We start from the raw sequence: 24,829 nt of genomic DNA, 5'->3' as shown, positions 1-24,829 counted from the left end.
GTGTCACCATCTATGGATTCACTCGTTGTCCCTTCACTGGACACACTGCGCCGCTGGCTGGATGAGCTGGGGGTAAACTTCTTCGAGTGTGATACCTGCCAGGCGCTTCATCTGCCGCATATGCAAAACTTCAATGGTATCTTTGACGCCAAGATCGATCTGGTGGACGATGTCGTGTTGTTTTCCGCGCTGGCCGAGGTGAAGCCTTCTGCCCTGCTGGCGCTGGCATCCGATCTTTCCGCGATTAACGCCGGCTCCCTGACGATAAAAGCGTTCCTCGATGTGCAGGATGATAATCTGCCGAAGCTGGTCGTCTGTCAGTCGCTCTCTGCCGGCGCTGGTGTGAACCGCGCCCAGTTCGCCTGGTTTATGCAGCAGAGCGAGCAGCAGATCTCGATGGTGATTCTGGAAGCGGGCGCGAATCAACTGCTCTACAGCGGCGAAGAGGAAGAACAGCTGTTTAATCTGCAGCAGGCGCCCCTTCTGCATTAACCTTTCTGCGCGACGGTCAGCGTCGCGCAATATGCTTTTCCGAGTATTCTCTTAGAATTCCCTAAGCAAACGACGTGCCCGATATAGCTGAATTCCTGTAAATCTGCCATGATAAAGTCAGGCGCCGCTTCCGGTCGTAGCGGCCCGATGCTACAGGGAAATGCGAAGTTGGATATGTCGAGCAAGCATCGTTCATCTCATGCCTCACTCAATGCGCCCACGCTGGTTTTGGTGGCGGGCACGGCCATTATTGCCGTACGCTGTCTGGATCTTTTGATGCTGTTTGGCGTGCTGGGGCCGCAGGGTATTCTGGATTTTTTGTATCGCAGCGCCCAGACCTGGAGTCTGACCGCAGTGTTTCTGGGCAGCCTTTTACTGCTGTTTGTCGAGCTACGCTGCGCCTTCGCTATTATGCGTGGCCGCAACTGGGGGCGTTGGGGCTATCTGATTACCCGGCTGATATCGCTGGGCTATTTGTGGGCAGCTTCGCTGGGCTGGGGTTACCCGGAACTATTCAGTATCGTTGGTGAGTCGCCGGGGGAGATCCTGAATGCGCTGCTGATTCAAAAGTTGCCGGATCTGCTGGTGTTATTGCTGATCTTTGTTCCAGCCAAAAGCCGGCGCTATTTTCGGCTGGGATAGTGCCAGAACGGTGGTACAATCAGCCGCCGTTTTTTCACAGGGTTTTGTTATGCAATGCGCTCTCTATGACGCCGAACGCTGTCGTTCCTGTTTGTTGATCGAACAGCCGGTATCCCGGCAGCTTTCCGGGAAAATGACCGATCTTCGACAACGGCTTGCGGGGATGACGGTAGAGGCGTGGCACGAGCCAGTCAGCGGGCCGGAAGCGGGATTTCGCAACAAAGCCAAGATGGTGGTCAGCGGCAGCGTAGAGCGCCCGATATTCGGTACCGCACAGGCTCAGGATCTGACCGATTGCCCTCTTTATCCCGCCAGTTTCCCACCGGTATTCAACATACTGAAGCCCTTTATCGCCCGGGCGGGATTAACGCCCTATAACGTGGCGCGGCGGCGCGGCGAACTGAAGTACATCCTGCTGACTGAAAGCCAACTGGATGGCGCGATGATGCTGCGCTTCGTACTGCGTTCCGAAACCAAGCTGGAGCAGCTGCGGGCGGCGCTCCCCTGGCTACAGGCGCAGCTGCCACGGCTGCGGGTGATTTCCGTAAATATCCAGCCGGTGCATATGGCGATTATGGAAGGTGAGCGGGAGATCTTTCTGACCGACAGGCAGGCGCTGGCGGAAAAATTTAATGGCGTTCCGCTATGGATCCGCCCCCAGAGCTTTTTTCAGACCAACCCTACGGTCGCGGCCCGGCTCTATGGCTGCGCCCGGGAGTGGGTACAAGAGCTGCCGGTGAACCATATGTGGGATCTGTTCTGCGGCGTGGGCGGATTTGGCCTGCACTGTGCCACGCCGCAGATGAGCCTGACTGGAATCGAAATCGCGCCGGAGGCGATTGCCTGCGCCCGTCAGTCCGCCAGGGAACTGGGGCTTATCCGTCACGATTTTCAGGCTCTGGACTCAACGGACTTTGCCACGACCCAGGCTGCGGTGCCGGATTTGGTACTGGTCAATCCGCCACGTCGTGGTATTGGCGAGGCGTTATGCGACTATCTTGGCAGGATGGCGCCGCGCTGGATTATCTACTCCAGCTGCAATGCCGCGACGATGGCGAAGGATATCCGCCGTTTGAGCGATTATCGTATCCGCCGGGTTCAGCTGTTCGATATGTTTCCTCATACACCCCACTATGAAGTGCTGACGTTGCTGGAAAAGTCGGCCTGAGAAGGAAGCGGGCGGCGGAGGGGGCCGCCGCGGGAAGGTGCGATTAGCCAGCCGGGAACCACTTATCGCTAATCTTTTGATAAGTGCCGTCGGCTTTAATCGCCGCAAGGGCGTTATTTAGCTTGTTCAGCAGTTCAGTATTGCCTGGGCGTACCGCAATACCAAGGCCGGTACCGAAGTACTGGGGATCGGTTACTTTTTCGGTTGCCGGGCCCAGCTGCGGGTTCTTTTTCAGCCACTCATTCACCACTGCGGTATCGCCGAATACCCCGTCCAGGCGGCCATTTTTCAGGTCGATAAACGCATTCTGGTAGCTGTCATAGGCGACGGTTTTCACTTCCGGGTGCTTGTCCTGCAGATATTTCTGGTGGGTAGTGCCATTCTCCATCCCGATCCGCTTGCCTTTCAGTTGAGCAAAGCTCTGGTACCTATCTTTTTGGGCGATCACCAGCGCGGAATTCGCATAGTAGGGATGAGTAAAAGCCACCTGCTTGCTACGCTGCGGGGTAATGTCCATACCTGAAATGACGGCATCATATTTGCGGAATTTCAGCGACGGGATCAGGCTGTCGAATGCCTGGTTGGTAAAGGTACATTCGCTCTTCATCTGCTGGCACAGCGCTTTTGCCAGATCGATATCGAAGCCGACGATCTGGTTACTGGCGTCCAGTGATTCGAAAGGTGGATAGGTGGCGGAAGAGGCGAAACGGATAGTCTCGGCGCTCCAGGTGCTGAATGCGGTTGTGGCAAGGGCTGCGGCCAGAAGTAACTTTTTCATATCAAGCTCCAGTCTTATTAATCTTGTTCTCCAGGCCTGACTTGCGGCCTGTGGATTACCCTGCCACAAAGTGAATTAATATTCAATTTAATTGCATTAAAATTGAAATGAGGAGATAAAAAAGTTTCATCGCGTATTAGCGTGGCATGTTCGAAAAGCGGAAGCCGCCGGTAACTTCAACTGCACGTCAATCCGCGATGAACCAAAAAAAAGCGGGCCTGATAGCCCGCTTTGCAGATTGGTTAACTGCGCCGTTCAAACGCCAGTGCGCGGCGCTCTATCAGGCGCATTAGCAGCGTCAGAATGCCGTTGACCACCAGATAAATTAGCCCGGCGGCGCCGAATACCATCACGTCGTAGGTGCGGCCGTAGAGTAACTGACCGTGGCCCATCACTTCCATCAGCGTAATGGTATAGGCCAGCGACGTGCTCTTGAACACCAGCACCACCTCGTTGGAATAAGAGGAGAGGGCGCGTTTAAAGGCGTAAGGCAGCAGAATTGCCAGGGTATCTTTACGGCTCATTCCCAGCGCCCCACAGGACTGCCACTGCCCCTGCGGAATAGCGCGAATCGCGCCATAAAATAGCTGGGTGGTGTAGGCGGCGCTGTTCAGAGAGAGCGCGATCAGCGCGCACAGCCAGGGTTCGGAAAGCAAATGCCACAGCCACGGATAATTCTGCAGGCCGGGGAACTGGCCTGGCCCGTAGTAGATCAGGAAGATCTGTACCAGCAGCGGCGTTCCGGTGAATAGCGTAATAAATACCCGCACCAGCTGTGACAGAATCGGGGTTTTCAGCGTCAGGAGTACGGTGAACAGCAGCGACAGCACCAGCGCCACGGCAATAGATGCTGCGGTCAGCGTCAGGCTGGTATGCAGCCCTTTCAGGAGTTCCGGTAAATATTCAAGCATCAGCCGGGTCTCCGTTCAAAACGCGTCGTACGCCGGTCAAGTGCTTTCAGGATGTACTGACTCACCAGGGTGATAACCAGATAGATAGCCGCTGCCACGATGTACCAGGTAAAAGGCTCCTGGGTTCGGGTGGCGATGCTTTTGGTTTGCAGCATCAGATCGTTGACGCTAATCAGCGATACCAGCGCGGTATCTTTTAATAACACCAGCCATTGATTACCCAGGCCGGGCAGGGCATGGCGCCACATCTGGGGTATTACCAGGCGGAAGAAGATAGCGCCTTTGCTCATACCCAACGCCATGCCGGATTCCCGCTGGCCTTCCGGCACTGCTTTCAGGGCGCCGCGCAGCGTCTGGGAAGCGTAAGCGGCGTAGAGCAGCGACAGGGCGATAACACCGCACAAGAACGGGCTGACATCGAAGTTTTCAATCTCCATCTGCACCGGGATCTGGATAAAGCCCAGATTGAGCGTGAAGCCGTCCGATAACGTCAGCAGTAGCTGGGAGGAGCCGAAATAGATAAACAGCACCACCAGGATCTCTGGCAGGCCGCGCAGAACGGTGACCAGCGCCGAGCCGAGCCAGGCGATAGGGCGCCACTTAACCGATTCGAGAACTGCGAATATCATCGCCAGCGCCAGACCGATAATCAGTGCGCAAACGGCAAGGCCGACGGTCATCCCGGCGGCGCTTGCAAGAGGAAGAAATTCGTTCATTAAGCCGATTACTTCTGGAACCATTTATTGTAGATGGCCTCATAGGTGCCGTTCTGCTTCACCTTCTCCAGCGCGCCGTTAAACTTCTGCTGCAGTTCGGTGTTGCCCTTACGCACCGCGATGCCAAGCCCGGTACCGAAGTAGGCTTTATCGGTGACTTTATCGCCTACGGCGGCCAGTTTCGGATTGACCTTCAGCCACTCGGTGACTACCGCGGTGTCGCCGAATACGGCGTCAATACGACCGTTTTGCAGATCCAGCTTCGCGTTCTGGTAGCTGTCGTAAGGAACGGTGGTGATTTCCGGATGCTTATCGTTGATAAACTTCTGGTGTGTGGTGCCGTTCTGAACGCCCACCTTCTTGCCTTTCAACTGGTCAATACTGGTGTACTTGCCCTGCAGGCTGATGAACAGCGCCGAATTGTCGTAGTAAGGGGTGCTGAACAGTACCTGCTTCTGGCGTTCCGGCGTAATGTCCATACCCGCCATAACCGCGTCGACGCGCTTAAATTTCAGGCTGGGGATCAGGCTATCGAACGACTGGTTGCTGAAGGTACAGGTGGCGTCCATCTCTTTACACAGCGCATTAGCGAGATCGACGTCGAAACCGACGATTTTATTGCTGGCGTCCATGGATTCAAACGGAGGGTAGGAGGCCTCCGTAGCAAAGCGGATGGTCTGCGCCGCCGCGGCAGAAAAGCTGAGGCTGGCGAACAGCGCGGCAAGAAGGACTTTTTTCATTGTAGTATTCCCAATCGTCTTCAGTGTGAAAGATAGGATCTGAAAGCATCGGTTTGCGGATGGCTGAAGCAGCCCGCATCGCCCTGCTCGACAATATGACCATTTTCCATATAGACCACGCGGCTGGCAGTTTTACGGGCCACTTCCACTTCGTGCGTCACTATCACCTGGGTGATGTTGGTCTGCGCCAGCTCGCGAATAATGCTGACTATCTGGGCGGTAACCTCGGGATCCAGCGCTGCGGTTGGTTCATCGAACAACAGCACTTCGGGTTCCATCATCAGCGCCCGGGCGATAGCCACGCGCTGCTGTTGACCCCCGGAAAGGTGCAGCGGATAGCGATCCGCATAAGGCGTCAGCCTCAGACGCTCCAGCAGCTTAGCGGCCCGCTCGCGGGCCTGTTCTTTACTCAGCCCCTGTACCCGACAGGGCGCTTCGATCAGATTCTGCATCACCGTCAGGTGCGGCCACAGATTGTACTGCTGGAAGACCATACCGACGTGCTGACGCAGCGCGCGAATGGCTTTATCGCCCGGGGCGCGGCTGAAGTCGAACTGATTACCGGCAATAGCAAGCGTACCGGAACGCGGCATCTCCAGCAGGTTAAGCACGCGCAGCAGAGAGCTCTTTCCCGCGCCGCTCGGGCCGAGCAGCACTAACGTCTCCCCCTGCGGGCAGTCGAGCGTGATATCGAACAGCGCCTGATGGGCGCCGTAAAAGCAGTTAATGCCGTTTAGTTGAATACTCATGCGCAGCAGTCGAATAGCAATTGAGGCTGCAAATAGTAACGTTGGCAGAATAGTTATGCAATATTTGTGCGTTAAAATCGCAAAAACGGAACGGATATGACTTAAACATAGCACAAAATATCGGGGCGGGCTGAGACTAAGAATAAAGACTGGCAATCATGTTAAATGCCAGATTTTTATTGTGGTTTTTACCTTTCAGCCCGCAGGAAATGGTGCGTTAGCGATGTTCCAGCGCCTGGCTTAACGTGCCGGTGGGGGCGCTGCTGTTTTCGCTGGTGTAACGAATATCGTCCACGGTCCAGCACTGGCCTTCGCGTACCATCAGAATCTCATCCTGCCACTGCTGGCTGCCTTTGGTCAGATTCACGCGCAGCGGTATATTGCGCGCATCGGTATTCTGGATGGTGGAAGCGCTGGCGACATCGGCGCTGTCGATGCCGTTGGCGTTGCTGGAGAACAGATCGCCGCTGGCCGACTGGCCGGTACGGCTCTTCGCCTGAAGCTGCTGCCACAGGGCGTCGCTCAGATAAGGGCGCAGGCCCGCCAGATCGGTCGCGGTCTGGCCCGGATGCGCGATACGATAATCATAGAACTGCTGAGCAACGCTGTCCGGGCCGCCATCGATACAGGTGCCGCTACGGGTGCCGATATCCTTGTAGGCCGGCGTGACAGTGGTACAGGCGCTAAGCAGCAGCGCACAGGGCGCAATGAGAGTCAGAACTGAGCTACGCATTATGATTTCCTTATATTTCTCAGGAGAGCTACATTACAGTTGATAATAATGGGCTTTAGCATAGCGTATTACGGGCTAAAATGCGCCAGCAGGCAAGGGCTAAGGCATTGATCGCCAAACACAGAGGAGTATATCTATGCAGTTTTCCACCACCCCGGCCCTGGAAGGGCAGGCCATTGTTGAGTATTGCGGTGTGGTTACCGGTGAGGCCATCCTGGGGGCTAATGTGTTCCGCGACTTTTTCGCCGGCATCCGCGATATCGTCGGCGGACGTTCCGGCGCCTATGAAAAAGAGCTGCGTAAGGCGCGTGAGATTGCCTTTAAGGAGCTGGAAGAGCAGGCTGAACAGCTTGGCGCCGATGCGGTAGTTGGTATTGATATCGATTATGAAACCGTGGGTAAAGACAGCAGTATGCTGATGGTGAGCGTAAGCGGCACGGCGGTGAAGACCCGGCGATGAGGCGTATTTTTTGGCTGGCGCTGGTTCTGCTGCTGGCAGGCTGCGCCAGTGATGAAGGGATTATCGACCACAGTGGATACCGGGTGGATACCCGCTATCCGGCACTGAACGCCTGGCCGCGGGTACGGGTGCTGGTGATTCACTACACCGCCGGTGATTTTGAACGTTCTCTGACCACCCTGCGTGGCAAAAACGTCAGCGCCCACTATTTGATCGCGCGCAAGCCCTGGATGCGCCACGGTAAGCCGCTGGTCTATCAGCTGGTGCCGGAAGAGAAGCTTGCCTGGCATGCCGGACAGAGCTACTGGCGCGGCGCGACCCGTATTAACGATACTTCCGTCGGCATCGAGCTGGAAAACAGCGGCTGGCATCGTACCGCTACCGGTCGCCATTTCGAACCGTTCGATAAGGCGCAGATCGCCACCTTGATTCCGCTGGCCCGGGATATTATTCAACGTCACGGCATCGCGCCGGAAAATGTGGTGGCCCATTCCGATGTGGCGCCCCAGCGTAAAGACGATCCCGGGCCGCTGTTCCCGTGGCGCGAGCTGGCGCAGGCAGGCATCGGCGCCTGGCCGGATGCCGAGCGGGTGGCTTTCTACCTGGGGGAGCGTCACCCAACCCAGCCGGTGAATCAGACAGCGTTACTGAATCTGCTCGCCCGCTATGGCTATGAGGTGGACAGCGATATGACTCCGGCCGAGCAGCGGCGGGTGATTATGGCGTTTCAGATGCATTTCCGTCCCGCACGCTACGACGGTTATGCCGATGCCGAAACCCAGGCCATCGCTGAAGCGTTACTGGAGAAGTACGGGATGGGATATTCTCACTAAACCTCAGGGATGATGCAGCGTACCGTGATCCCGTAGCCAGGCCGCGGTGCGCTCGATACCTTCATCCAGCGTGATGATGGGTTTATAGCCCAGCTCATCTCTGGCGCGCTGGGTATCCAGCGTGAAATCGAAATTCAGTTTGGCGACGCCGTAGTGGGTAAGGGAGGGTTCGGCCTCTTTATGACCAAAGCGTTCCATACTGCGCGCCACCATATCCAGCATCAGCCAGGGAACAGAGCGAATTTTACAGCGCAGCCCCAGTTCGTCGATTAGCTTCTGCACCGTGATGCGCAGCGGGCGCGGCTCCAGATTAGTGATATTCCATGCCCGGCCGGAAGGCAGGCTATCGCTTTCAGGCTGGCTGGCCAGCCACATGGCATGTACCGCGTTTTCCTGGTAGGTCATATCCACCAGCGCTTCGCCGCCGCGTGGCAGCAATATGCAGCCGTAGTGGCGCACCATCTGGATAAGGCGCGGGAAGAAGACTGTATCATGAGGCCCGAACAGGCTCTGAGGGCGCAGGATAGCAAAGCGGGTCTGAGGATTGGCCCGGGCCAGTTGCTGAATCACCTCTTCGCCTTCCGCCTTGCTACGGGCCAGATCGTTGGCGTAGCGGCGTGGGCGATACGCTTCTGCAATATCGCGATGGTGGTGATAGTCGAAGTAGAGCGATGGCGAAGAGATATGAACGAAGGTACGTACGCCCCATGCCACCGCCCACTCGCCCAGACGGCGAGTGGCGCGGACGTTAGCCAGATCGAACTCCTGGCGCGAACCCCAGGGTGAAACAAAATCGGAGCAGTGCCACAGCACGTCAATGCCCGCCAGCATCGCTTTAGCCTGGGAGGAGACCAGTTCGGTCATATCCGCATGGATAAATTCCGCGCCCATTTTCTGCAGCAGTTTACCCATGGCCGCATTGTGTCCGGTGGCCGTCACGCTGACGCCGCGCCGGCGTAAATATTCGACCGCGTTACGCCCCAGTCCGCTGGTGGCGCCCGTGACCAGTACCTTCATGTTCATTCACTGTCGCGTTTGCTGTTATCGCCGGGCATTCTTTCGTGATTCCTCTCTGGTTGCAATGGTAAAGCGCTAATATTCAGCCTTCTCCCCGGCGATTGCTCAGGCTCTGCTCAGCCAGCCGCGCAATGCGGCGCGCCATGCCGCGAAAGATAAACAGATGCGCTGGAATCATCAACAGCCAGTAGAGCAGGCCCGGCGTACCGTGGGGGTGCCAGAAGGCGCGAACGTCCAGAGTGCGGAATTCCCCTCTGTCGCGCAGGGTGAAGCGCAGTCGCCCCAGCCCCGGCGCTTTCATGCCGAACAGCAGCGTCAGCTCCTTTTCCGGCTCAACGACGATAACCCGCCAGCTATCCACTTTATCCCCCGGGCGTAGCCAGTGGCGCTCCGGACGGCCTTTGTCCAGACGATGGCCGACCAGCAGATCCAGCGCGCCACGGGTCTGCCACAGAATATTAGCGAAGAAATAGCGATGCTGGCCGCCGATGCCGTTGACCACGTCCCATAAGGCGCTGAGTGGGGCGGGCGTTTTAACGGTATGGCCCGCCTGTTTGGGATAGTAGCCGTATTCCGGCCGCCAGCGAGCAAACGCCTGGGGAGCGTGGCCCCAGTCCGGGGAACCGACCAGTTTTTTTTCTTCCTCCAGGGTCCGGCGCACCGCCTCGTCAAAGCCGATAAGCGGCTGGGGAATCAGCGTGCGTAGCGCGCGATCGTCGGCCAGCAGATCGTGACGCAGTCCCTGGATCAGCGCCCGGGCGATGGAGGGGGGAACCGAGGTGATCATGCTCAGAAACCAGACTGAAACCCAACGGGTGGGGAAGGGGATCGGGATCAAGGGGCGGCGATGTCCGCTGATCGCCATAAAGCGTTCGAACTGCTGCTGATAGCTCATCACTTCCGGGCCGGCAGCCTCAAACAGGCGGTGTTCCTGCGCCGGGCATTCCAGAAACCCCTGTAGATAGACCAGCAAATTTTCCAGCGCGATGGGCGAGGTGCGGGAGCGCACCCAGCGCGGCGGCGTTAGCACAGGCAGGTTGTAGATCATGTCGCGCATCACTTCAAAGGCAGCGGATCCGGCGCCGATAATGATCCCGGCGCGTAATTCGGTGACCGGCACTTCTGATTCGCGCAGAATATCTGCGGTGATTTGTCGGGCCCGCAGATGGGCTGAACTGAGGGCGCCGTCGGGGGCCTGTAGCGAACTGAGATAGATGACCTGGCGCACCGGCTTGCCGCGCAGCGCATCGCGCAGATTCAGCGCTGCCCAGCGTTCGCGGGCGATAAAATCTGAACCGTCGCCCATGCTGTGCACCAGGTAATAGACGGTTTCCACGCCGTCCAGCAGCCCACGCAGCGTTTCCGGACGCAGTAAATCCACGGCCTGGCATTCAACGCCGAACCAGGACTGTTTTTCCAGCCAGTCCAGGCGGCGGGCGGCGGCAATAACCGGATAACCGGCCTCTGCCAGCCGGGGGGCCAGGCGCTGACCGATATAGCCGCTGGCGCCGAGTATCAGGATTTTGCCTGGGGTTTTCATCCCTGATTTTTCCTTAGCCCTGCAGGAAGGCGCGCCAGTGGCTGACAACGGTTTCCAGCTGCTGGCGATTCACGTCCAGGTGAGTCACCAGACGGGTAACCGGCGCGGCGTTGATAAGTACGTCCCGATGGGCCATAAATTCGCCCAGCCGTGGCGCGGCGCCTTCCGGCAGTCGGATAAACAACATGTTGGTCTCCTGGCGGGTGACATCGGCACCGATTTCGCGCAGTGCTTCGGCCAGCCAGGCGGCGTTGGCGTGGTCGTCCGCCAGTCGCGCCACATTGTTTTGCAACGCCCACAGGCCGCCCGCCGCCAGAATGCCGGCCTGACGCAGCCCGCCACCGGCCATCTTGCGCCAGCGCAGGGCGCGGTTGATAAAATCGCGGCTGCCCAGCAGCAGCGAGCCTACCGGCGCTCCCAGCCCTTTGGACAGGCAAAGGGTGAAGCTGTCGCAGTAGCGCGCCACTTGCTCCAGTTCGCAGCCGTATTCCACCAGGGCGTTAAACAGCCTGGCGCCGTCGATATGCAACCCCAGCCCGCGCTCGCGGGTAAACTGCCAGGCGTCGTGCAGATATTCCAGCGGCAGCACTTTACCGTTGTGGGTGTTTTCCAGACAGAGCAGGCGGGTGCGGGCAAAATGAACGTCGTCGGCTTTAATCACCGAGGCGACTTTGTCCAGCGGCAGGGTGCCGTCGCGAGCGGCGTCGATGGGCTGGGGCTGAATACTGCCCAGCACCGCGGCGCCGCCCGCCTCGAAAAGATAGTTGTGGGCCTGCTGGCCCACAATATATTCGTCGCCGCGCTGACAGTGACTGAGCAGCGCCACCAGGTTCGCCTGGGTGCCGGAAGGCAGAAACAGAGCGGCTTCTTTACCGGCCAGGCGCGCCGCATACTCCTGCAACTGATTGACCGTCGGGTCGTCGCCGTAGACGTCGTCTCCGACGGCGGCGTTGATCATTTGTTCCAGCATGGCGCGCCCCGGGCGCGTCACGGTATCACTGCGTAGGTCTATCACGGCGACTCCTGAGTCTGTACTGTTGACGATAAAAGGGTGTTTTACCTGAACCAGTTGGTTTTCGCCAGTTCGACTACTTCGTCGCCGCGGCCGCTGATAATGGCGCGCAGCATGTACAGACTGAAGCCCTTCGCCTGTTCCAGTTTTATCTGGGGCGGAATCGCCAGTTCCTCTTTGGCGACGGTAACGTCCACCAGCACCGGGCCGTCGGTATTAAAAGCCTTCGTCAGCGCGGCATCCACTTCGCTGGCCTTTTCCACCCGGATGCCGGTAATGCCGCAGGCTTCGGCGATGCGGGCAAAGTTGGTGCTGTTGAGTTCGGTGCCATCGGTCAGATAGCCTCCGGCCTTCATCTCCATTGCCACAAAGCCCAGCACGCTGTTGTTGAACACCACGATTTTGATCGGTAGCTTCATCTGGATAACCGACAGGAAATCCCCCATCAGCATGCTAAAACCGCCGTCGCCGCACATCGCCACCACCTGACGATCAGGCGCTGTCGCCTTCGCGCCCAGCGCCTGAGGCATGGCGTTAGCCATCGAACCATGGTTAAAGGAGCCGAGCAGTCGGCGTTTGCCGTTCATCTCCAGGTAGCGTGCCGCCCAGACGGTGGGGGTGCCGACATCGCAGGTGAAAATCGCATCCTGGCTGGCCAACTGGCTGATGCGCTGGGCCAGATACTGGGGATGGATCGCCTTATCGCTGGGGTTTGCGAGGTCATCGAGCCCCTTGCGGGCCTCTTTATAGTCCGCCAGCGCTTTATCGAGGAACGCACGATCCTGCTTTTCGTTCAGCAGCGGCAGCAGGGATTGTAGGGTCGATTTCACATCGCCCACCAGCGCCATATCCACCTTACTGTGGGCGCCGATGCTGGCCGGGTTGATATCTATCTGAATGATTCGCGCATTACTGGGGTAGAAGGCCCGGTAGGGAAACTGGGTGCCGAGCAGAATCAGGGTATCGGCGTTCATCATGGTGTGAAAGCCGGAAGAAAAGCCGATAAGGCCGGTCATTCCGACATCGTAGGGGTTATCGTACTCCACATGCTCTTTACCGCGCAGGGCGTGGACGATGGGTGACTTCAGCTTATCGGCGAAGGCCAGCAGTTCGTCGTGAGCGCCCGCGCAGCCGCTGCCGCACATCAATGCGATGTTGCTGGCGCCGTTTAGCGCTTCGGCCAGTTTTTGCAGCTCGCAGGCGCGGGGCACCACATGGGGAAGCGGCGCAGGATACCAGTGGGTGCTGGCGCCTTCCGGCGCTGCTTGCAGCGCGACATCGCCTGGCAGCACTATCACCGCCACGCCGCGCTTAAGCGTGGCTTCGCGCAGGGCGATAGCCATCACCTGGGGGATCTGTTCCGGGCTGGACACCAGCTCGCAGTAGTGGCTGCATTCCCGGAACAGCTCCTGGGGATGGGTTTCCTGGAAGTAGCCGCTGCCAATCTCGCTGGACGGGATGTGGGCCGCGATAGCCAGTACCGGCACGTGGTTGCGCTGGCAGTCGAACAGGCCGTTAATCAGGTGCAGGTTGCCCGGGCCGCAGGAGCCTGCGCAGACCGCCAGCTCCCCGGTCAACTGGGCTTCGGCACCTGCGGCAAAGGCGGCCACCTCTTCGTGGCGGGTGGGCATCCATTCAATAGTTCCCATGCGGTTAAGGCTGTCGCTCAGCCCGTTAAGGGAGTCTCCGGTTACGCCCCAGATGCGCTTTACCCCCGCTTGTTCCAGCGTTTTGGCAATATATGCGGCAACGGTCTGTTTCATCACATCTCCTTTGTTTTATTTCGGCAAGATGCGATCAAGCTTAGTCGATCCGTGAAGAAGAAGACTGTTCAGAAAGTGCCGCCTCCGGGCGGAGGCGGCGGGGAAGGTGAAAATCAGGCGAGAACCAGATCACCCTGCGGATGGCAGGAGCAGGCCAGAACGTAACCGTCCGCAATCTCCTGTTCGCTCAGGGTCATGGTGCTGGTGACGCTGTAGTCGCCGGAAACCACTTTGGTTTTACAGCATCCGCACACGCCGGCGCGGCAGGCGGCATTGACCGGCACTTTATTGCTCTCCAGCGCGTCAAGCAGCGTGGTGCCCACCGGCGCGTAGAATTCGCGTGCCGGCTGGAGGGTGGAGATTTTCAGGCCGCTGGTCGCCGGGGCCGCCACGGGGGTGAAGAACTTCTCTTTCCAGAAGCGGGTTACGCCCAGCGCTTTCACTTCCTGTTCCACGAAGTCCATATAGGGCGCCGGGCCGCAGGTCATCACGGTGCGACTGGCGATATCCGGCACGCTTGCCAGCAGCTCGCGGGTCAGACGACCGGATATGAAACCGTGGGTTGCGTCCTGTTCCGCGACCAGCGTCACCGGATACTGGCGCCACTCTTGCGCAAAGATCACATCCTGGGGAGAGCGTACGCAGTAGATCACCTGAACGTCGGCCATCGGGCTGTATTTGGCCAGCCAGCGGCGCATCGACATAATCGGCGTCACGCCACAACCGCCGGCCAGTAACAGATAACGGCCCGCCGGATGGTTCTGACAGGTGAACTCGCCCTGGGCTTCGGAAAGCCACAGATAGTCGCCGCGCTTAACCTCGCGGGTCAGCCAGCCGGAGCCTTCACCGCCGTCGATATGGCGGATGGTCAGAGTGATAAAGGGGCTGACCCCCGGCGTTGACGAGAGGGTATAGGCGCGCAGGGTATCGGCCGAGTTGCGGATACTGACCAGCGCATACTGCCCCGCCTTATAGAGGTAGTCGTCGTGGCAGAACAGCGACAGGGTCCAGACGTCCGGCGTCTCCTGCTTAATGTGGTGTACCTGCATGCGGTACGGGCACTGGGGGGTTGGCATCGTCATCTTGTTACTCCTTCTTATGCCGCGCCCAGCATCTGCTGCATATCCTGCTCAACGGTGGTGACGGAACGCATGCCGAATTTCTCGTTGAGGATAGCCAGCAGATTCGGGGTCAGGAAGCCCGGCGCGGTAGGCCCGGTCAGGATGTTCTTCACGCCCAGCGACAGCAGCGTTAACAGAACCACGATAGCTTTCTGTTCGAACCAGGAGAGCACCAGACTCAACGGCAAATCGTTAACGCCACAGCCCAGTTTTTCAGCCAGGGTGACGGCCAGCATAATGGCGGAGTAGGAGTCATTGCACTGACCGGCGTCCAGTAGACGCGGCAGACCTTCGATATTGCCGAAGTCCAGTTTGTTGAAGCGGTATTTGCCGCAGGCCAGGGTCAGAATCAGGCAGTCGTCCGGGACGCTGGTGGCGAAGTCGGTGTAGTAGCTACGCTCGCCGCGGCTGCCGTCGCAGCCGCCGACCAGGAAGACGTGGCGCAGCGCCTTACGGCCCACCATATCGATCAGAGTATCGGCGGCGCTGAGCAGCGTCTGGCGACCAAAGCCGACGGTGATCATGTGTTCAATTTCGGTGTACGGGAAGCCAGACATCTGCTGGGCCTGGGCGATAACCGGGGTAAAGTCGTCGCCTTCCAGGTGGTTAACGCCCGGCCAGCCCACAATGCTACGAGTCCAGATGCGATCGTCATAGCTGCCCACCGTCGGGTCGATGATGCAGTTGGAGGTCATCACGATAGGCCCAGGGAAGCGGGCGAATTCGGTCTGCTGGTTCTGCCAGCCGCTGCCGTAGTTACCGACCAGATGTTTGAATTTACGTAGTTCCGGATAACCGTGGGCTGGCAGCATTTCGCCGTGGGTGTAGACGTTTACGCCAGTCCCTTCGGTCTGCTCCAGCAGATTGTAAAGATCGAACAGATCGTGTCCGGAGATCAGGATGCACTTACCAGCGACCGGTTTCACGTTAACCTGGGTCGGGGTCGGATGACCGTATTTACCGGTTTCACCGGCGTCCAGAATGCTCATGACCTGGAAGTTTATTTGACCGATTTCCATGGAGCATTCCAGCAGCGCGTTCATGTCGGACGGCCAGGTTCCGAGCCAGGACATGATTTTGTGATACCGGGCGTAGATGTCGTTGTCGTACTGCCCCAGTACGTGGGCGTGTTCCATATAGGCAGCGGCCCCTTTCAGGCCGTAAAGGCACAGCAGACGCAGACCAAGAATATCTTCGCCGATCTCCGCTTTGTCGCGATTCGGGGTAAAGTCGGCGGCCTGGCGCTGCAGCATGCCCAGGTCATCGCTGGCAAGCTGCAGGTCGGCCAGCGGATGTTCTACGCTGGCTGACGCATCGACGGCACGAGAGCGCGCTTTCAGATCCTCGCGCATGGCGATGGCCTGACGGGCATAGCCGACGATACGAATGGAGTCGAAGTTTACGTTGGTCAGGGTGGCGAAGAACGCGCGTGGCGCGAAGCTATCCACCTCATGGTCGATAATGCCCAGCTCACGCGCTTTCAGCGCCCAGGCTGAGAGCCCCTGCAGCGCGGCGATCAGCAGGTCCTGAAGATCTGACGTTTCAGCGGTTTTCCCGCACATCCCCTGCGCATAAGAGCAGCCATCACCTGCCGGAGTGCGGATTGTTTGTTCACATTGCACGCAAAACATGTTCACACCTTAAAGTTATATTTGATATGCATGTTTAAGATTATGCTCAGTGACTAAGGGTGGAAAGCGCTTTTTCCGGCAATTTGCAGGTAAGTTGATTTAGCGCAAATTTAGTTCCCGGGAAAGGGGAGTCAGGCGGCGAATAGCGCCATCATCAGCGGCACCAGCAGGCTGAGTAGAAAGCCGTGGACAATGGCGGCAGGCACCAGCTCCACGCCGCCGCTGCGTTGCAGCACCGGCAGGGTAAAGTCCATTGAGGTGGCGCCGCACAGTCCCAGCGCCGTTGAACGGCTACGACCCACCAGCGCCGGAATCAGGATGATAGCGATAAGCTCGCGCCCCAGATCGTTAAAGAAGGTGGCGCTGCCGATAACCGGGCCGTATGACTCGGTCATCAGGATGCCGGACAGCGAGTACCAGCCATAGCCGGAGGCCATCGCCAGCCCGGTTTTCAACGGCAGGCCAAGCAGCAGGGCGTTAACGGCACCGGCCAGCAGCGAACTGATCACCACTACCAGAGCCACCAGCGTGCCCCGGCGATTAAGCAGAATCTGGCGCAGCGTCATACCACTGGCGCGTAGCTGTACCCCAACAAGGAGCAGCAGCAGAATCAGGGTATATTCGCTGGCTTCGGTGGCGTGAGTCAGCCATTGCCAGCCGCTGAGTCCCAGAAGGAATCCCGCCACTACCACGCCGCAAAGCTGCAACGACTCCAGCGCCATTTTCAGACGTGACGGCAGTTTCTGCTGACGGTGCTGGTGATGCCAGGGCCGGAAACGCTCCAGCATCAGTAAACCGGCGCAGTTACACAGCAGGATCACGGTAATACTGACCGCAGAATAATGCAGAATCGCCAGCAGATTAGTGGCCAGATTATCCAGAAAGGCAAGGCTAATCCCCATAAGGAAAAGGATGATATAGACAATCCAGCCCAGCAGCCGGTTAATCCAGACCATAAGCGCGCGCTGGCGCAGAGGAATAAGGTAGCCTGCCAGCAACGGTACCAGGATAATGAGCAACCCGGACAGCATGATAGCCGAATCCCTTCTGTTTATTTGATAAGCGGCGCAGACGATACACAAATCAATGGGATGAGTAAAGGAGCGGATGGATTCAGATAAAGACAAGCCCGGCGATAAGCCGGGCTTCAGGGGCGAGGTGAATTAGTCGCGTTTTTCCAGCAGGGTGCGGTAAATCAGACCGCCCAGGATACCGCCGATAATCGGCATTACCCAGAACAGCCACAGCTGCTGCAGCGCCCAGCCGCCCTGGAAGATAGCGACGGCGGTGCTACGCGCCGGGTTTACAGAAGTATTGGTGACCGGAATGCTGATCAGGTGGATCAGGGTCAGCGCCAGGCCGATAGCGATAGGCGCAAAACCCGCCGGAGCGTGTTTATCCGTTGCGCCATGAATGACGATCAGGAAACCGCAGGTCAGCACGATTTCAATAACGATTGCCGCCAGCATGGAGTAGTGATCGGGAGAATGTTCACCGAAGCCGTTAGACGCAAAGCCGCTGGCTGCCGCATCGAAGCCTGCTTTTCCGCTGGCAATAATCCAGAGAATTGCCGCAGCGGCGATACCGCCGATAACCTGAGCGACAATATAACCAATCACCTCTTTCGCCGGGAAACGGCCACCGGCCCACAGGCCCAGAGTCACCGCCGGGTTAAAATGACCACCGGAAATATGGCCGACTGCGTAAGCCATCGTTAATACCGTCAGACCAAACGCCAGCGCCACACCGACAAAACCAATCCCTAATTGCGGATAGGCTGCCGCCAGAACCGCACTACCACAGCCACCGAAAACCAACCAAAATGTTCCGAAGAACTCGGCTGCTAATTTTCTGAACATATTTACCTCTATGTAATTATTTAAAGACGATTGCCGCCGGGCTAGAAATAACGAGCGGCGCTCGCCACTGATCATCGTCATCAGGAAGGTGACGTAGAATCGAGTCGCATAATTTTAAAAACATCATCCCTCCTGAACCAGCGTAATATATCAATGTTATTTGATTTAAAACAATGTGATTCATTCCTTCAGCCAGGAATCGATAGAGTAAGTATAGAATAGGAATTAATTCCGCGACATTTCCTGGGTCAAATTCTTATATTTGCTGAAATATCTTAAAAAAATAATGTCGATCGTCGACTTAATATCAGGTTTATTCCTGGGGGATCCTTCTGCGTTATCGCTATTTCCGGGATACCTTCGCTTTCGGCTTATCGCTATACTCGATGCTAATAGCAATAAAAACAGGCACAAGGGTCATCGGGAGGAAGTATGTTTCTTGAGCGCGTGGAGATTGTTGGATTCCGTGGCATTAACCGCCTGTCGCTACTGCTGGAACAGGACAACGTTCTGATTGGTGAGAACGCATGGGGGAAGTCCAGCCTGCTGGATGCCCTGACGCTGCTGCTTTCGCCGCGCGATGAGCTCTATCATTTCGTTCCCGGCGACTTCCACTTCCCGCCGGGAGAGATGCAGGAGCGCGAACGCCATCTGCATATTATCCTGACCTTTCGTTCTGCCGTTCCGGGGCGAATTCCCGGTCGGCGCTATCGGGCGCTGGCGCCGGTGTGGGTAACCAGCGAGGATGACTACCGCCGTATTTTTTATCGTCTGGAAGGGGAACTGGCGGAAGATGGCACGGTGATGACGTTGCGCAGCTTCCTGAACGCCAGCGGAGAGCCGATGGCGTTAAGCGATATCGATCGGATGGCGCATCAGGTAATACGGCTGAATCCGGTACTGCGCCTGCGTGACGCACGCTTTAGCCGCAGGCTGCGCGAGAGCAATGTCTCACGGGAGCCGGAACTGCAGGTTTCAGCCCGTCAGTTTGCCGATCTGGCTCGGGAACTGGCGTCCCGTCCCCAGGTATTGACCGACGATCAATTGCGCCAGGGACTGTCTGCCATGGCGCAGTTGCTGGAGCATTATTTTAGTGAACAGGGGACAACCCAGGCTCGGGAGCGCCTGATGCGCCGCCACTCTCATGATGAACGCCGTAGCTGGCGCTATCTCGATCTGATTAACCGCATGCTTGATAAACCCCACAGCCGTAACCAGCGCATCATTCTGCTAGGAATGTTCTCTACGCTGTTGCAATCCCGGGGAACCGTGCGCCTCGATCGCGATGCGCGCCCGCTGGTGGTGGTTGAGGATCCGGAAACCCGACTGCACCCTATTATGCTGTCGGTCGCCTGGCATTTGTTGAATCTGCTACCGCTACAAAAGATTGCGACCACCAATTCCGGCGAACTGCTTTCTTTGACTCCGGTGCAGCAGGTCTGCCGGCTGGTGCGTGATTCCGGGCGCGTGGCGGCATGGCGTCTGGGGCCGGATGGCATGAACGCTGAAGATAGCCGCCGGATCGCTTTTCATATCCGGCTTAATCGTCCCTCTTCGCTGTTTGCCCGCTGCTGGCTGCTGGTGGAAGGGGAAACGGAAGTCTGGGTGATGAATGAACTGGCGCGCCAGTGCGGCCATCACTTCGACGCCGAAGGGGTAAAGGTTATTGAATTCGCCCAGTGCGGTCTGCGACCGCTGATTAAATTTGCCCGGCGCATGGGGATTGAGTGGCACGTACTGGCGGACGGCGATGAAGCGGGTAAGAAGTATGCCGCTACGGTGCGTAGCCTGCTGGATAACAATCGCAGCCGCGAGCGTGAACATCTGACGCAGCTACCGGCCCGCGATCTGGAACATTTTATGTATCGTGAAGGCTTCAGCGAGATCTACCACCGGGTGGCGCAGGTGCCCGATGGTGTAGCGATGAATATGCGGCGGGTTATCACCCGGGCTATCCATCGTTCCTCGAAGCCTGATTTAGCGATTGAGGTGGCGATGGAGGCCGGGAGGCGCGGCACCGATTCGGTGCCGTCTTTGCTGCGAGGTATGTTTTCGCGGGTGATGTGGCTGGCGCGCGGTCGGGCCGATTAAGTATCGGCGGCTTTATTGACGGTGAAGCTCTGATCCAGCGCCGTATGCATGGCGTCGAGCAGAGCGTAACGGCGGCGATATTCAGACCGTTTCTTACTGGCTATCTCCGTCAGCGGGCGACGCAGCGTGGTGAGCGGCAGCAGAAAGTGGCCCTCCTGCCCGGGCTCGCCCCCCATCTCGCGCCAGAAGGCGTCATAGTCGGCCAGAAAAACGCTGCGTTTGCTCAGGCGATAGCGCCAGCTGCGATAAATATGGGTGTGGTTGCTGACCGCCAGAATCTGGCGGACGCCCAGACGTAACGCCAGCAGACGAGCAGCTTCAAGCACCAGCCGTTTGGGAAATAGCCCATGGCACTGACGGGTCGCTTTTTGAATATGGCTGTGGCCGAGCCGCGCTTTCGCCCCCTGTAGCCCGCCAATAAACAGTGTGGTAATGCCATTCCAGCGACACAGGGTAAAGGTGAGCTGCGCCAGTACAATATCCTGGTCATCACAAAGTGATAGCGTGGCCTCGCCCTCTTTATCCAAATCGCTGTCGGCGCTAAGCGCCAGGCGATAAGGTATGCCGTCTTTACCTTCCAGCCAGGCCAGAGTCCATCCCAGAGGGGAAAGATAATCCTGCATCGCCTGCCGGGGAAGGCTCTGAGCCATTTGATGATAATGAAAAAAAATCGCCTCCAGCGCCTGCGAACGGCGCATACCCGATGCCATCAGCCACGGTCGGTGCAGACGACAGGGAAGACAGGGCTGGGCCTGTAACAGCGTCTCTGCCTGGGGCAGGCGGGTCAGCCCGTTCAACAGGCGCGCAGTCGCCAGCGGCATCGCCAGCGAGCGCAGAATAAATTTACGGCGCCAGCCGGCTCTTCGCCAGGTCGGCCCTGGCTGATAGCGACCCTGGCTCAGAGCCAGGAAGAGTTGCCAGCTGTGTAGCGGCGTCGCGACGCTCCGGGAAGAAACTGCAATCTGTGACATAATCGTTCGGAAGTCATAGTCAGGGAATGACGCTATTAAGGCATCGCATTCCTCAACTTTTATGCAACAGCGGCCAGGCTTTATCATGTAGTGCACTGATGTTGATAAACGGTTTATATTACCGGAATTACTGAGTGCTCAGGCTCGTTATCAGGACGTGAATATGTTTAAGGGAAAAGTGAAAAAACGCCATATAGCGCTGGTACTGCTGTTGGTATCTGGGGGGCTGTGGGCGTGGAAAACACTCAATGCGCCAGGACCCCAGTATCAAACGATGATCGTACGTAAAGGCGAACTGCAGCAGAGCGTGCTGGCGACCGGTAAGCTCGATGCGCTCAGTAAGGTGGATGTTGGCGCCCAGGTCAGTGGCCAGCTCAAGACGCTAAAGGTGGACGTGGGCTCCCGGGTTAAAAAGGATCAGCTACTGGGGATCATCGATCCTGAACAAGCGGAAAACCAGATCAAAGAGGTGGAAGCGACCCTGAAAGAGCTGCGGGCCCAGCGCGGCCAGGCCGAAGCCGAGATGCGGCTTTCCCGGGTGACGCTGGCGCGCCAGCGCGAACTGGCTCGCCGTCAGCTGGTTTCCCGCCAGGATCTGGACAGCGCGCAAACCGATCTGGCCGTGAAGCTGGCGCAGATCGGCACCATCGACGCCCAGATCCAGCGCAACCAGGCATCGCTGGATACGGCGCGCACCAACCTGGAATACACCCGCATTCTGGCACCGATGGCGGGCGAGGTCACGAAGGTGACCACTCAGCAGGGCCAAACGGTTATCGCCGCCCAGCAGGCGCCGAATATCCTTACCCTGGCGGATATGAGCACTATGCTGGTGAATGCCCAGGTTTCCGAGGCGGATGTGATTCATCTGCGTCCAGGTCTGAAAGCCTGGTTTACCGTGTTGGGCGATCCCCAGACCCGCTATGAGGGCAAACTGAAGGATATTTTGCCAACGCCGGAAAAAGTAAACGACGCGATTTTCTATAACGCCCGCTTTGAAGTGCCCAACCCGCAGGGCGTGCTGCGTCTGGAGATGACCGCCCAGGTGCATATCCAGTTGAGTGGCAAAAGGGACGTCATTGCCATTCCCCAGAGCGCCCTCGGTGAGCCTGTCGGCAATAATCGCTTTCGGGTAACTCTGCTACGCAACGGTGAGCCTCATCCACGGGAGATTACCATCGGCCAGCGTAACGACACTCAGGTGGAAGTCGTCGATGGCCTGAAAGAAGGGGATGAAGTGGTGACCGGCCGCCGCGAGGGAGGCGCCCGATGAGCGCGCTGCTTGAGCTGGAGGATATCCGCCGTAGCTATCCTTCTGGTGAGGGCCAGGTTGAAGTCCTGAAAGGCATCACGCTCAGTATTGAAGCCGGCGAAATGGTGGCGATTATTGGGGCGTCCGGCTCCGGTAAGTCGACGCTGATGAATATCCTGGGCTGTCTGGATACGCCCAGCGCCGGACGCTATCGGGTGGCGGGTGTGGATGTGGCACAGCTCGACGGCGATCAGCTGGCCCGGCTGCGTCGCGAACATTTTGGTTTTATCTTCCAGCGCTATCATCTGCTGTCGCATCTGAGCGCCAGTCAGAATGTGGAAGTACCCGCCATCTATGCCGGAACGCCGGTGGCCCGGCGTCAGAAGCGGGCGCGAGAATTGCTGGCGCGGCTGGGACTTGAGCAGCGGGTGGACTACCAGCCCACCCAGCTTTCCGGTGGCCAGCAGCAGCGCGTCAGTATCGCCCGGGCATTGATGAATGGCGGTCAGGTGATTCTGGCGGATGAACCCACCGGGGCGCTGGACAGCCACTCCAGCGCTGAGGTGATGGCGACGCTGCGTCAGCTGCGCGATCGTGGCCATACGGTGATTATCGTGACCCACGATCCGGAGGTGGCGGCCCAGGCGGAACGCATTATCGAGATCCGCGACGGCGAGATCGTCAGTAATCCGCCGCCGCTGCCGCGTCGGGAATCCTCCCGCCCCGAGCCGCAGATTCCTTCCGGCACCTGGCGGCTGCTACCCGCCTTTCAGGAGTCCCTGCGTATGGCCTGGCTTGCTATGGCGGCCAACAAGATGCGTACGCTGCTGACCATGCTGGGCATTATTATCGGCATCGCGTCAGTGGTCTCTATCGTGGTGGTGGGGGATGCGGCTCAACAGCGGGTGCTGGCCGATATTCGCTCCATCGGTACCAATACCATCGATGTCTATCCGGGTCGGGACTTCGGCGATGACGACCCCCAGTACCAGCAGTCCCTTAGCTATGACGATATGGTGGCCATCAGCCGCCAGCCGTGGGTCAGTTCCGCCACGCCGTCGGTCTCAAAAAACCTGCGGGTGCGCTATGGCAATAAAGACGCCGCTGCCAGCGTCAATGGCGTAAGCAGCCAGTATTTTGATGTTTATGGTATGGGCTTTAGCGAAGGAGGCACCTTTAACCAGCTCCAGCTGGACTCCCGTGCTCAGGTGGTGGTGGTGGACAGCAATACCCGCCGCCAGCTGTTCCCCGATCGCGTCAGCGTGCTGGGAGAAGTGATTCTGGTCGGCAATATGCCAGCCACTGTTATCGGGGTGGCCGAAGAGAAGCAGTCGATGTTCGGCAGCAGTAAGGTGCTGCGGGTCTGGCTTCCCTGGAACACCATGACCGGACGGGTGACCGGGCAGAGCTGGCTGAATAATATCACCGTGCGAGTGAAAGAGGGCTATCCCAGCGATGAAGCGGAGCGCCAGATCTCCAGCCTGCTGGAGTTGCGTCACGGTAAGCGAGATTTTTTCACTTATAATATGGACGAACTCTTGAAAACGGCGGAAAGAACCACAGCTACATTACAGCTGTTTCTCACGCTGGTGGCAGTGATTTCGCTGCTGGTAGGCGGTATCGGCGTCATGAATATTATGCTGGTTTCGGTAACCGAGCGCACCCGGGAGATTGGCATCCGGATGGCGGTAGGCGCCAGGGCTGGCGATGTGCTGCGGCAATTCCTGATTGAATCGGTGCTGGTCTGTCTGGTGGGGGGCGCTCTGGGCGTGGCGCTGTCGCTAATTATTGCGCTGCTGCTTCAGGTGGCGTTGCCGGACTGGGCGCCGGGTTTTTCGCCACTGGCGCTGATGATGGCGTTCCTGTGTTCGACGCTGACCGGCGTGTTGTTTGGCTGGTTGCCGGCGCGGCGAGCGGCGAGGCTGAATCCGGTGGATGCGCTGGCGCGAGAGTAAATCGTCGCCTTATGTAAGGATATAAAAATGCCAGCCGCCCGGGCTGGCATTTTGTTTCGGGGATGTACACAATAAAAGTCTGGAGCGTTACGCGACCGCTTCAGCTTCGACAGGCACGATGACGCTGGCATGATTGCCTTTAGGGCCCTGATGTACATCAAACCGGACGACCTGCCCGGCTTTGAGCGTCCTGTAACCATCCATCTGGATGGTGGAATAGTGAGCGAAAATATCTTCGCCGCCGCCTTCAGGGCAGATGAACCCAAACCCTTTGGCATTATTGAACCATTTAACAGTACCCGTTTCCATGCTTCGACATCCTTCATAGCTTTTATATTAAGTAAGATGGAATCAACCGGTGGGTGAGCCCGGGGTGTTCAAAACCTCGCCAACTC

The 24,829-nt window shown here is 58.0% G+C and carries 24 protein-coding genes; 8 read left to right on the top strand and 16 right to left on the bottom strand.

The annotated features are described in order from the left end of the window. Positions 1 to 12 precede the first annotated feature (12 nt). The 3 genes from V3W49_RS01135 to rlmC all read left to right on the top strand — a co-directional run bounded on the left by V3W49_RS01135 (position 13) and on the right by rlmC (position 2,302). Positions 13 to 492: a type III secretion system chaperone family protein gene (locus V3W49_RS01135; protein ID WP_500143109.1), complete on the top strand. Its 480-nt coding sequence runs from the start codon at positions 13 to 15 to the stop codon at positions 490 to 492. 147 nt (positions 493 to 639) lie between these two features. Beyond that, positions 640 to 1,134 carry a YbjO family protein gene (locus tag V3W49_RS01130; protein WP_500143260.1) on the top strand — a complete coding sequence of 165 codons (495 nt, stop codon included), beginning with the start codon at positions 640 to 642 and terminating at the stop codon, positions 1,132 to 1,134. Positions 1,135 to 1,183: 49 nt separating this feature from the next. Further along, positions 1,184 to 2,302 (top strand): 23S rRNA (uracil(747)-C(5))-methyltransferase RlmC, encoded by a 1,119-nt coding sequence (gene rlmC / locus V3W49_RS01125; RefSeq protein WP_500143108.1) that lies wholly within the window; start codon positions 1,184 to 1,186, stop codon positions 2,300 to 2,302. 43 nt (positions 2,303 to 2,345) lie between these two features. On the opposite strand, the gene V3W49_RS01120 is transcribed toward rlmC, so the two are convergent. The 6 genes from V3W49_RS01120 to V3W49_RS01095 form a co-directional block, all read right to left on the bottom strand. Further along, entirely contained in the window at positions 2,346 to 3,080 is a 735-nt protein-coding gene (locus V3W49_RS01120; RefSeq protein ID WP_500143107.1) for an arginine ABC transporter substrate-binding protein, read from the bottom strand. A 242-nt stretch (positions 3,081 to 3,322) separates the two neighbouring features. Continuing rightward, positions 3,323 to 3,991: an arginine ABC transporter permease ArtM gene (gene artM / locus V3W49_RS01115; protein WP_500143105.1), complete on the bottom strand. Its 669-nt coding sequence runs from the start codon at positions 3,989 to 3,991 to the stop codon at positions 3,323 to 3,325. Continuing rightward, a complete protein-coding gene (gene artQ, locus V3W49_RS01110) occupies positions 3,991 to 4,707 on the bottom strand; it encodes an arginine ABC transporter permease ArtQ (protein ID WP_500143104.1) in 717 nt (238 codons plus the stop codon). The genes artM and artQ overlap by 1 nt, the downstream gene beginning before the upstream one ends. Positions 4,708 to 4,715: 8 nt before the next feature. Beyond that, positions 4,716 to 5,447 (bottom strand): arginine ABC transporter substrate-binding protein ArtI, encoded by a 732-nt coding sequence (artI, locus tag V3W49_RS01105; protein WP_500143103.1) that lies wholly within the window; start codon positions 5,445 to 5,447, stop codon positions 4,716 to 4,718. Between the two features lie 20 nt (positions 5,448 to 5,467). Further along, the gene (gene artP, locus V3W49_RS01100; RefSeq protein ID WP_500143101.1) at positions 5,468 to 6,196 is read right to left on the bottom strand and encodes an arginine ABC transporter ATP-binding protein ArtP; all 729 of its coding nucleotides are present in this window, start codon (positions 6,194 to 6,196) and stop codon (positions 5,468 to 5,470) included. A 217-nt stretch (positions 6,197 to 6,413) separates the two neighbouring features. Next, a complete protein-coding gene (locus V3W49_RS01095) occupies positions 6,414 to 6,929 on the bottom strand; it encodes a lipoprotein (RefSeq protein WP_500143100.1) in 516 nt (171 codons plus the stop codon). Between the two features lie 136 nt (positions 6,930 to 7,065). Between V3W49_RS01095 and V3W49_RS01090 the strand changes: the two genes are divergently transcribed. Continuing rightward, positions 7,066 to 7,389, top strand: coding sequence for a heavy metal-binding domain-containing protein (locus V3W49_RS01090; protein ID WP_500143099.1), 324 nt, complete (start codon positions 7,066 to 7,068; stop codon positions 7,387 to 7,389). Further along, positions 7,386 to 8,222: an N-acetylmuramoyl-L-alanine amidase gene (locus V3W49_RS01085; RefSeq protein ID WP_500143097.1), complete on the top strand. Its 837-nt coding sequence runs from the start codon at positions 7,386 to 7,388 to the stop codon at positions 8,220 to 8,222. Before V3W49_RS01090 ends, V3W49_RS01085 begins: the two co-directional genes overlap by 4 nt. Positions 8,223 to 8,225: 3 nt before the next feature. Here the strand turns inward: V3W49_RS01085 and V3W49_RS01080 are convergent, their stop codons facing one another. The 8 genes from V3W49_RS01080 to aqpZ all read right to left on the bottom strand — a co-directional run bounded on the left by V3W49_RS01080 (position 8,226) and on the right by aqpZ (position 18,165). Continuing rightward, positions 8,226 to 9,239, bottom strand: a complete 1,014-nt coding sequence (locus V3W49_RS01080) for a 3-beta-hydroxysteroid dehydrogenase (RefSeq protein WP_500143096.1) — start codon at positions 9,237 to 9,239, stop codon at positions 8,226 to 8,228. Positions 9,240 to 9,321: 82 nt separating this feature from the next. Beyond that, entirely contained in the window at positions 9,322 to 10,779 is a 1,458-nt protein-coding gene (locus V3W49_RS01075; RefSeq protein WP_500143095.1) for a DUF2867 domain-containing protein, read from the bottom strand. Between the two features lie 13 nt (positions 10,780 to 10,792). Beyond that, positions 10,793 to 11,794, bottom strand: coding sequence for a low-specificity L-threonine aldolase (gene ltaE / locus V3W49_RS01070; protein ID WP_500143094.1), 1,002 nt, complete (start codon positions 11,792 to 11,794; stop codon positions 10,793 to 10,795). Between the two features lie 41 nt (positions 11,795 to 11,835). After that, the gene (gene poxB, locus V3W49_RS01065; protein WP_500143092.1) at positions 11,836 to 13,554 is read right to left on the bottom strand and encodes a ubiquinone-dependent pyruvate dehydrogenase; all 1,719 of its coding nucleotides are present in this window, start codon (positions 13,552 to 13,554) and stop codon (positions 11,836 to 11,838) included. A 113-nt stretch (positions 13,555 to 13,667) separates the two neighbouring features. Then, on the bottom strand, positions 13,668 to 14,636 hold the full coding sequence (gene hcr, locus V3W49_RS01060) for an NADH oxidoreductase (RefSeq protein WP_500143090.1): 969 nt from the start codon (positions 14,634 to 14,636) through the stop codon (positions 13,668 to 13,670). Positions 14,637 to 14,650: 14 nt separating this feature from the next. Continuing rightward, on the bottom strand, positions 14,651 to 16,306 hold the full coding sequence (gene hcp / locus V3W49_RS01055) for a hydroxylamine reductase (protein ID WP_500143089.1): 1,656 nt from the start codon (positions 16,304 to 16,306) through the stop codon (positions 14,651 to 14,653). Positions 16,307 to 16,437: 131 nt separating this feature from the next. Continuing rightward, positions 16,438 to 17,337: a LysO family transporter gene (locus V3W49_RS01050; protein ID WP_500143087.1), complete on the bottom strand. Its 900-nt coding sequence runs from the start codon at positions 17,335 to 17,337 to the stop codon at positions 16,438 to 16,440. A 132-nt stretch (positions 17,338 to 17,469) separates the two neighbouring features. Beyond that, positions 17,470 to 18,165 carry an aquaporin Z gene (aqpZ, locus tag V3W49_RS01045; protein WP_500143086.1) on the bottom strand — a complete coding sequence of 232 codons (696 nt, stop codon included), beginning with the start codon at positions 18,163 to 18,165 and terminating at the stop codon, positions 17,470 to 17,472. 432 nt (positions 18,166 to 18,597) lie between these two features. Between aqpZ and V3W49_RS01040 the strand changes: the two genes are divergently transcribed. Then, a complete protein-coding gene (locus V3W49_RS01040) occupies positions 18,598 to 20,256 on the top strand; it encodes a DUF2813 domain-containing protein (protein WP_500143085.1) in 1,659 nt (552 codons plus the stop codon). On the opposite strand, the gene V3W49_RS01035 is transcribed toward V3W49_RS01040, so the two are convergent. After that, positions 20,253 to 21,227, bottom strand: coding sequence for a VirK/YbjX family protein (locus V3W49_RS01035; RefSeq protein WP_500143083.1), 975 nt, complete (start codon positions 21,225 to 21,227; stop codon positions 20,253 to 20,255). The two genes, V3W49_RS01040 and V3W49_RS01035, sit on opposite strands and share 4 nt — an antisense overlap. Before the next feature lie 163 nt (positions 21,228 to 21,390). On the opposite strand from V3W49_RS01035, the gene macA reads away from it, so the two are divergent. Beyond that, positions 21,391 to 22,500 carry a macrolide transporter subunit MacA gene (gene macA / locus V3W49_RS01030; protein WP_500143082.1) on the top strand — a complete coding sequence of 370 codons (1,110 nt, stop codon included), beginning with the start codon at positions 21,391 to 21,393 and terminating at the stop codon, positions 22,498 to 22,500. Further along, positions 22,497 to 24,434 carry a macrolide ABC transporter ATP-binding protein/permease MacB gene (gene macB / locus V3W49_RS01025; protein WP_500143080.1) on the top strand — a complete coding sequence of 646 codons (1,938 nt, stop codon included), beginning with the start codon at positions 22,497 to 22,499 and terminating at the stop codon, positions 24,432 to 24,434. Before macA ends, macB begins: the two co-directional genes overlap by 4 nt. An 87-nt stretch (positions 24,435 to 24,521) precedes the next feature. On the opposite strand, the gene cspD is transcribed toward macB, so the two are convergent. After that, positions 24,522 to 24,743, bottom strand: coding sequence for a cold shock-like protein CspD (gene cspD, locus V3W49_RS01020; RefSeq protein WP_500143078.1), 222 nt, complete (start codon positions 24,741 to 24,743; stop codon positions 24,522 to 24,524). Between the last annotated feature and the right edge of the window lie 86 nt (positions 24,744 to 24,829).

This window comes from Rosenbergiella sp. YN46, assembly GCF_036620675.1.
Lineage (GTDB): Bacteria > Pseudomonadota > Gammaproteobacteria > Enterobacterales > Enterobacteriaceae > Jejubacter.
This window is presented reverse-complemented; position numbering and strand designations above follow the sequence as displayed.

Coding starts and splice junctions, on each gene's coding strand:
- V3W49_RS01135 (WP_500143109.1), top strand. CDS start 13: ATGGATTCACTCGTTGTCCCTTCACTGGACACACTGCGCCGCTGGCTG.
- V3W49_RS01130 (WP_500143260.1), top strand. CDS start 640: ATGCTACAGGGAAATGCGAAGTTGGATATGTCGAGCAAGCATCGTTCA.
- rlmC (WP_500143108.1), top strand. CDS start 1,184: ATGCAATGCGCTCTCTATGACGCCGAACGCTGTCGTTCCTGTTTGTTG.
- V3W49_RS01120 (WP_500143107.1), bottom strand. CDS start 3,080: ATGAAAAAGTTACTTCTGGCCGCAGCCCTTGCCACAACCGCATTCAGC.
- artM (WP_500143105.1), bottom strand. CDS start 3,991: ATGCTTGAATATTTACCGGAACTCCTGAAAGGGCTGCATACCAGCCTG.
- artQ (WP_500143104.1), bottom strand. CDS start 4,707: ATGAACGAATTTCTTCCTCTTGCAAGCGCCGCCGGGATGACCGTCGGC.
- artI (WP_500143103.1), bottom strand. CDS start 5,447: ATGAAAAAAGTCCTTCTTGCCGCGCTGTTCGCCAGCCTCAGCTTTTCT.
- artP (WP_500143101.1), bottom strand. CDS start 6,196: ATGAGTATTCAACTAAACGGCATTAACTGCTTTTACGGCGCCCATCAG.
- V3W49_RS01095 (WP_500143100.1), bottom strand. CDS start 6,929: ATGCGTAGCTCAGTTCTGACTCTCATTGCGCCCTGTGCGCTGCTGCTT.
- V3W49_RS01090 (WP_500143099.1), top strand. CDS start 7,066: ATGCAGTTTTCCACCACCCCGGCCCTGGAAGGGCAGGCCATTGTTGAG.
- V3W49_RS01085 (WP_500143097.1), top strand. CDS start 7,386: ATGAGGCGTATTTTTTGGCTGGCGCTGGTTCTGCTGCTGGCAGGCTGC.
- V3W49_RS01080 (WP_500143096.1), bottom strand. CDS start 9,239: ATGAAGGTACTGGTCACGGGCGCCACCAGCGGACTGGGGCGTAACGCG.
- V3W49_RS01075 (WP_500143095.1), bottom strand. CDS start 10,779: ATGAAAACCCCAGGCAAAATCCTGATACTCGGCGCCAGCGGCTATATC.
- poxB (WP_500143092.1), bottom strand. CDS start 13,554: ATGAAACAGACCGTTGCCGCATATATTGCCAAAACGCTGGAACAAGCG.
- hcr (WP_500143090.1), bottom strand. CDS start 14,636: ATGACGATGCCAACCCCCCAGTGCCCGTACCGCATGCAGGTACACCAC.
- hcp (WP_500143089.1), bottom strand. CDS start 16,306: ATGTTTTGCGTGCAATGTGAACAAACAATCCGCACTCCGGCAGGTGAT.
- V3W49_RS01050 (WP_500143087.1), bottom strand. CDS start 17,337: ATGCTGTCCGGGTTGCTCATTATCCTGGTACCGTTGCTGGCAGGCTAC.
- aqpZ (WP_500143086.1), bottom strand. CDS start 18,165: ATGTTCAGAAAATTAGCAGCCGAGTTCTTCGGAACATTTTGGTTGGTT.
- V3W49_RS01040 (WP_500143085.1), top strand. CDS start 18,598: ATGTTTCTTGAGCGCGTGGAGATTGTTGGATTCCGTGGCATTAACCGC.
- V3W49_RS01035 (WP_500143083.1), bottom strand. CDS start 21,227: ATGTCACAGATTGCAGTTTCTTCCCGGAGCGTCGCGACGCCGCTACAC.
- macA (WP_500143082.1), top strand. CDS start 21,391: ATGTTTAAGGGAAAAGTGAAAAAACGCCATATAGCGCTGGTACTGCTG.
- macB (WP_500143080.1), top strand. CDS start 22,497: ATGAGCGCGCTGCTTGAGCTGGAGGATATCCGCCGTAGCTATCCTTCT.
- cspD (WP_500143078.1), bottom strand. CDS start 24,743: ATGGAAACGGGTACTGTTAAATGGTTCAATAATGCCAAAGGGTTTGGG.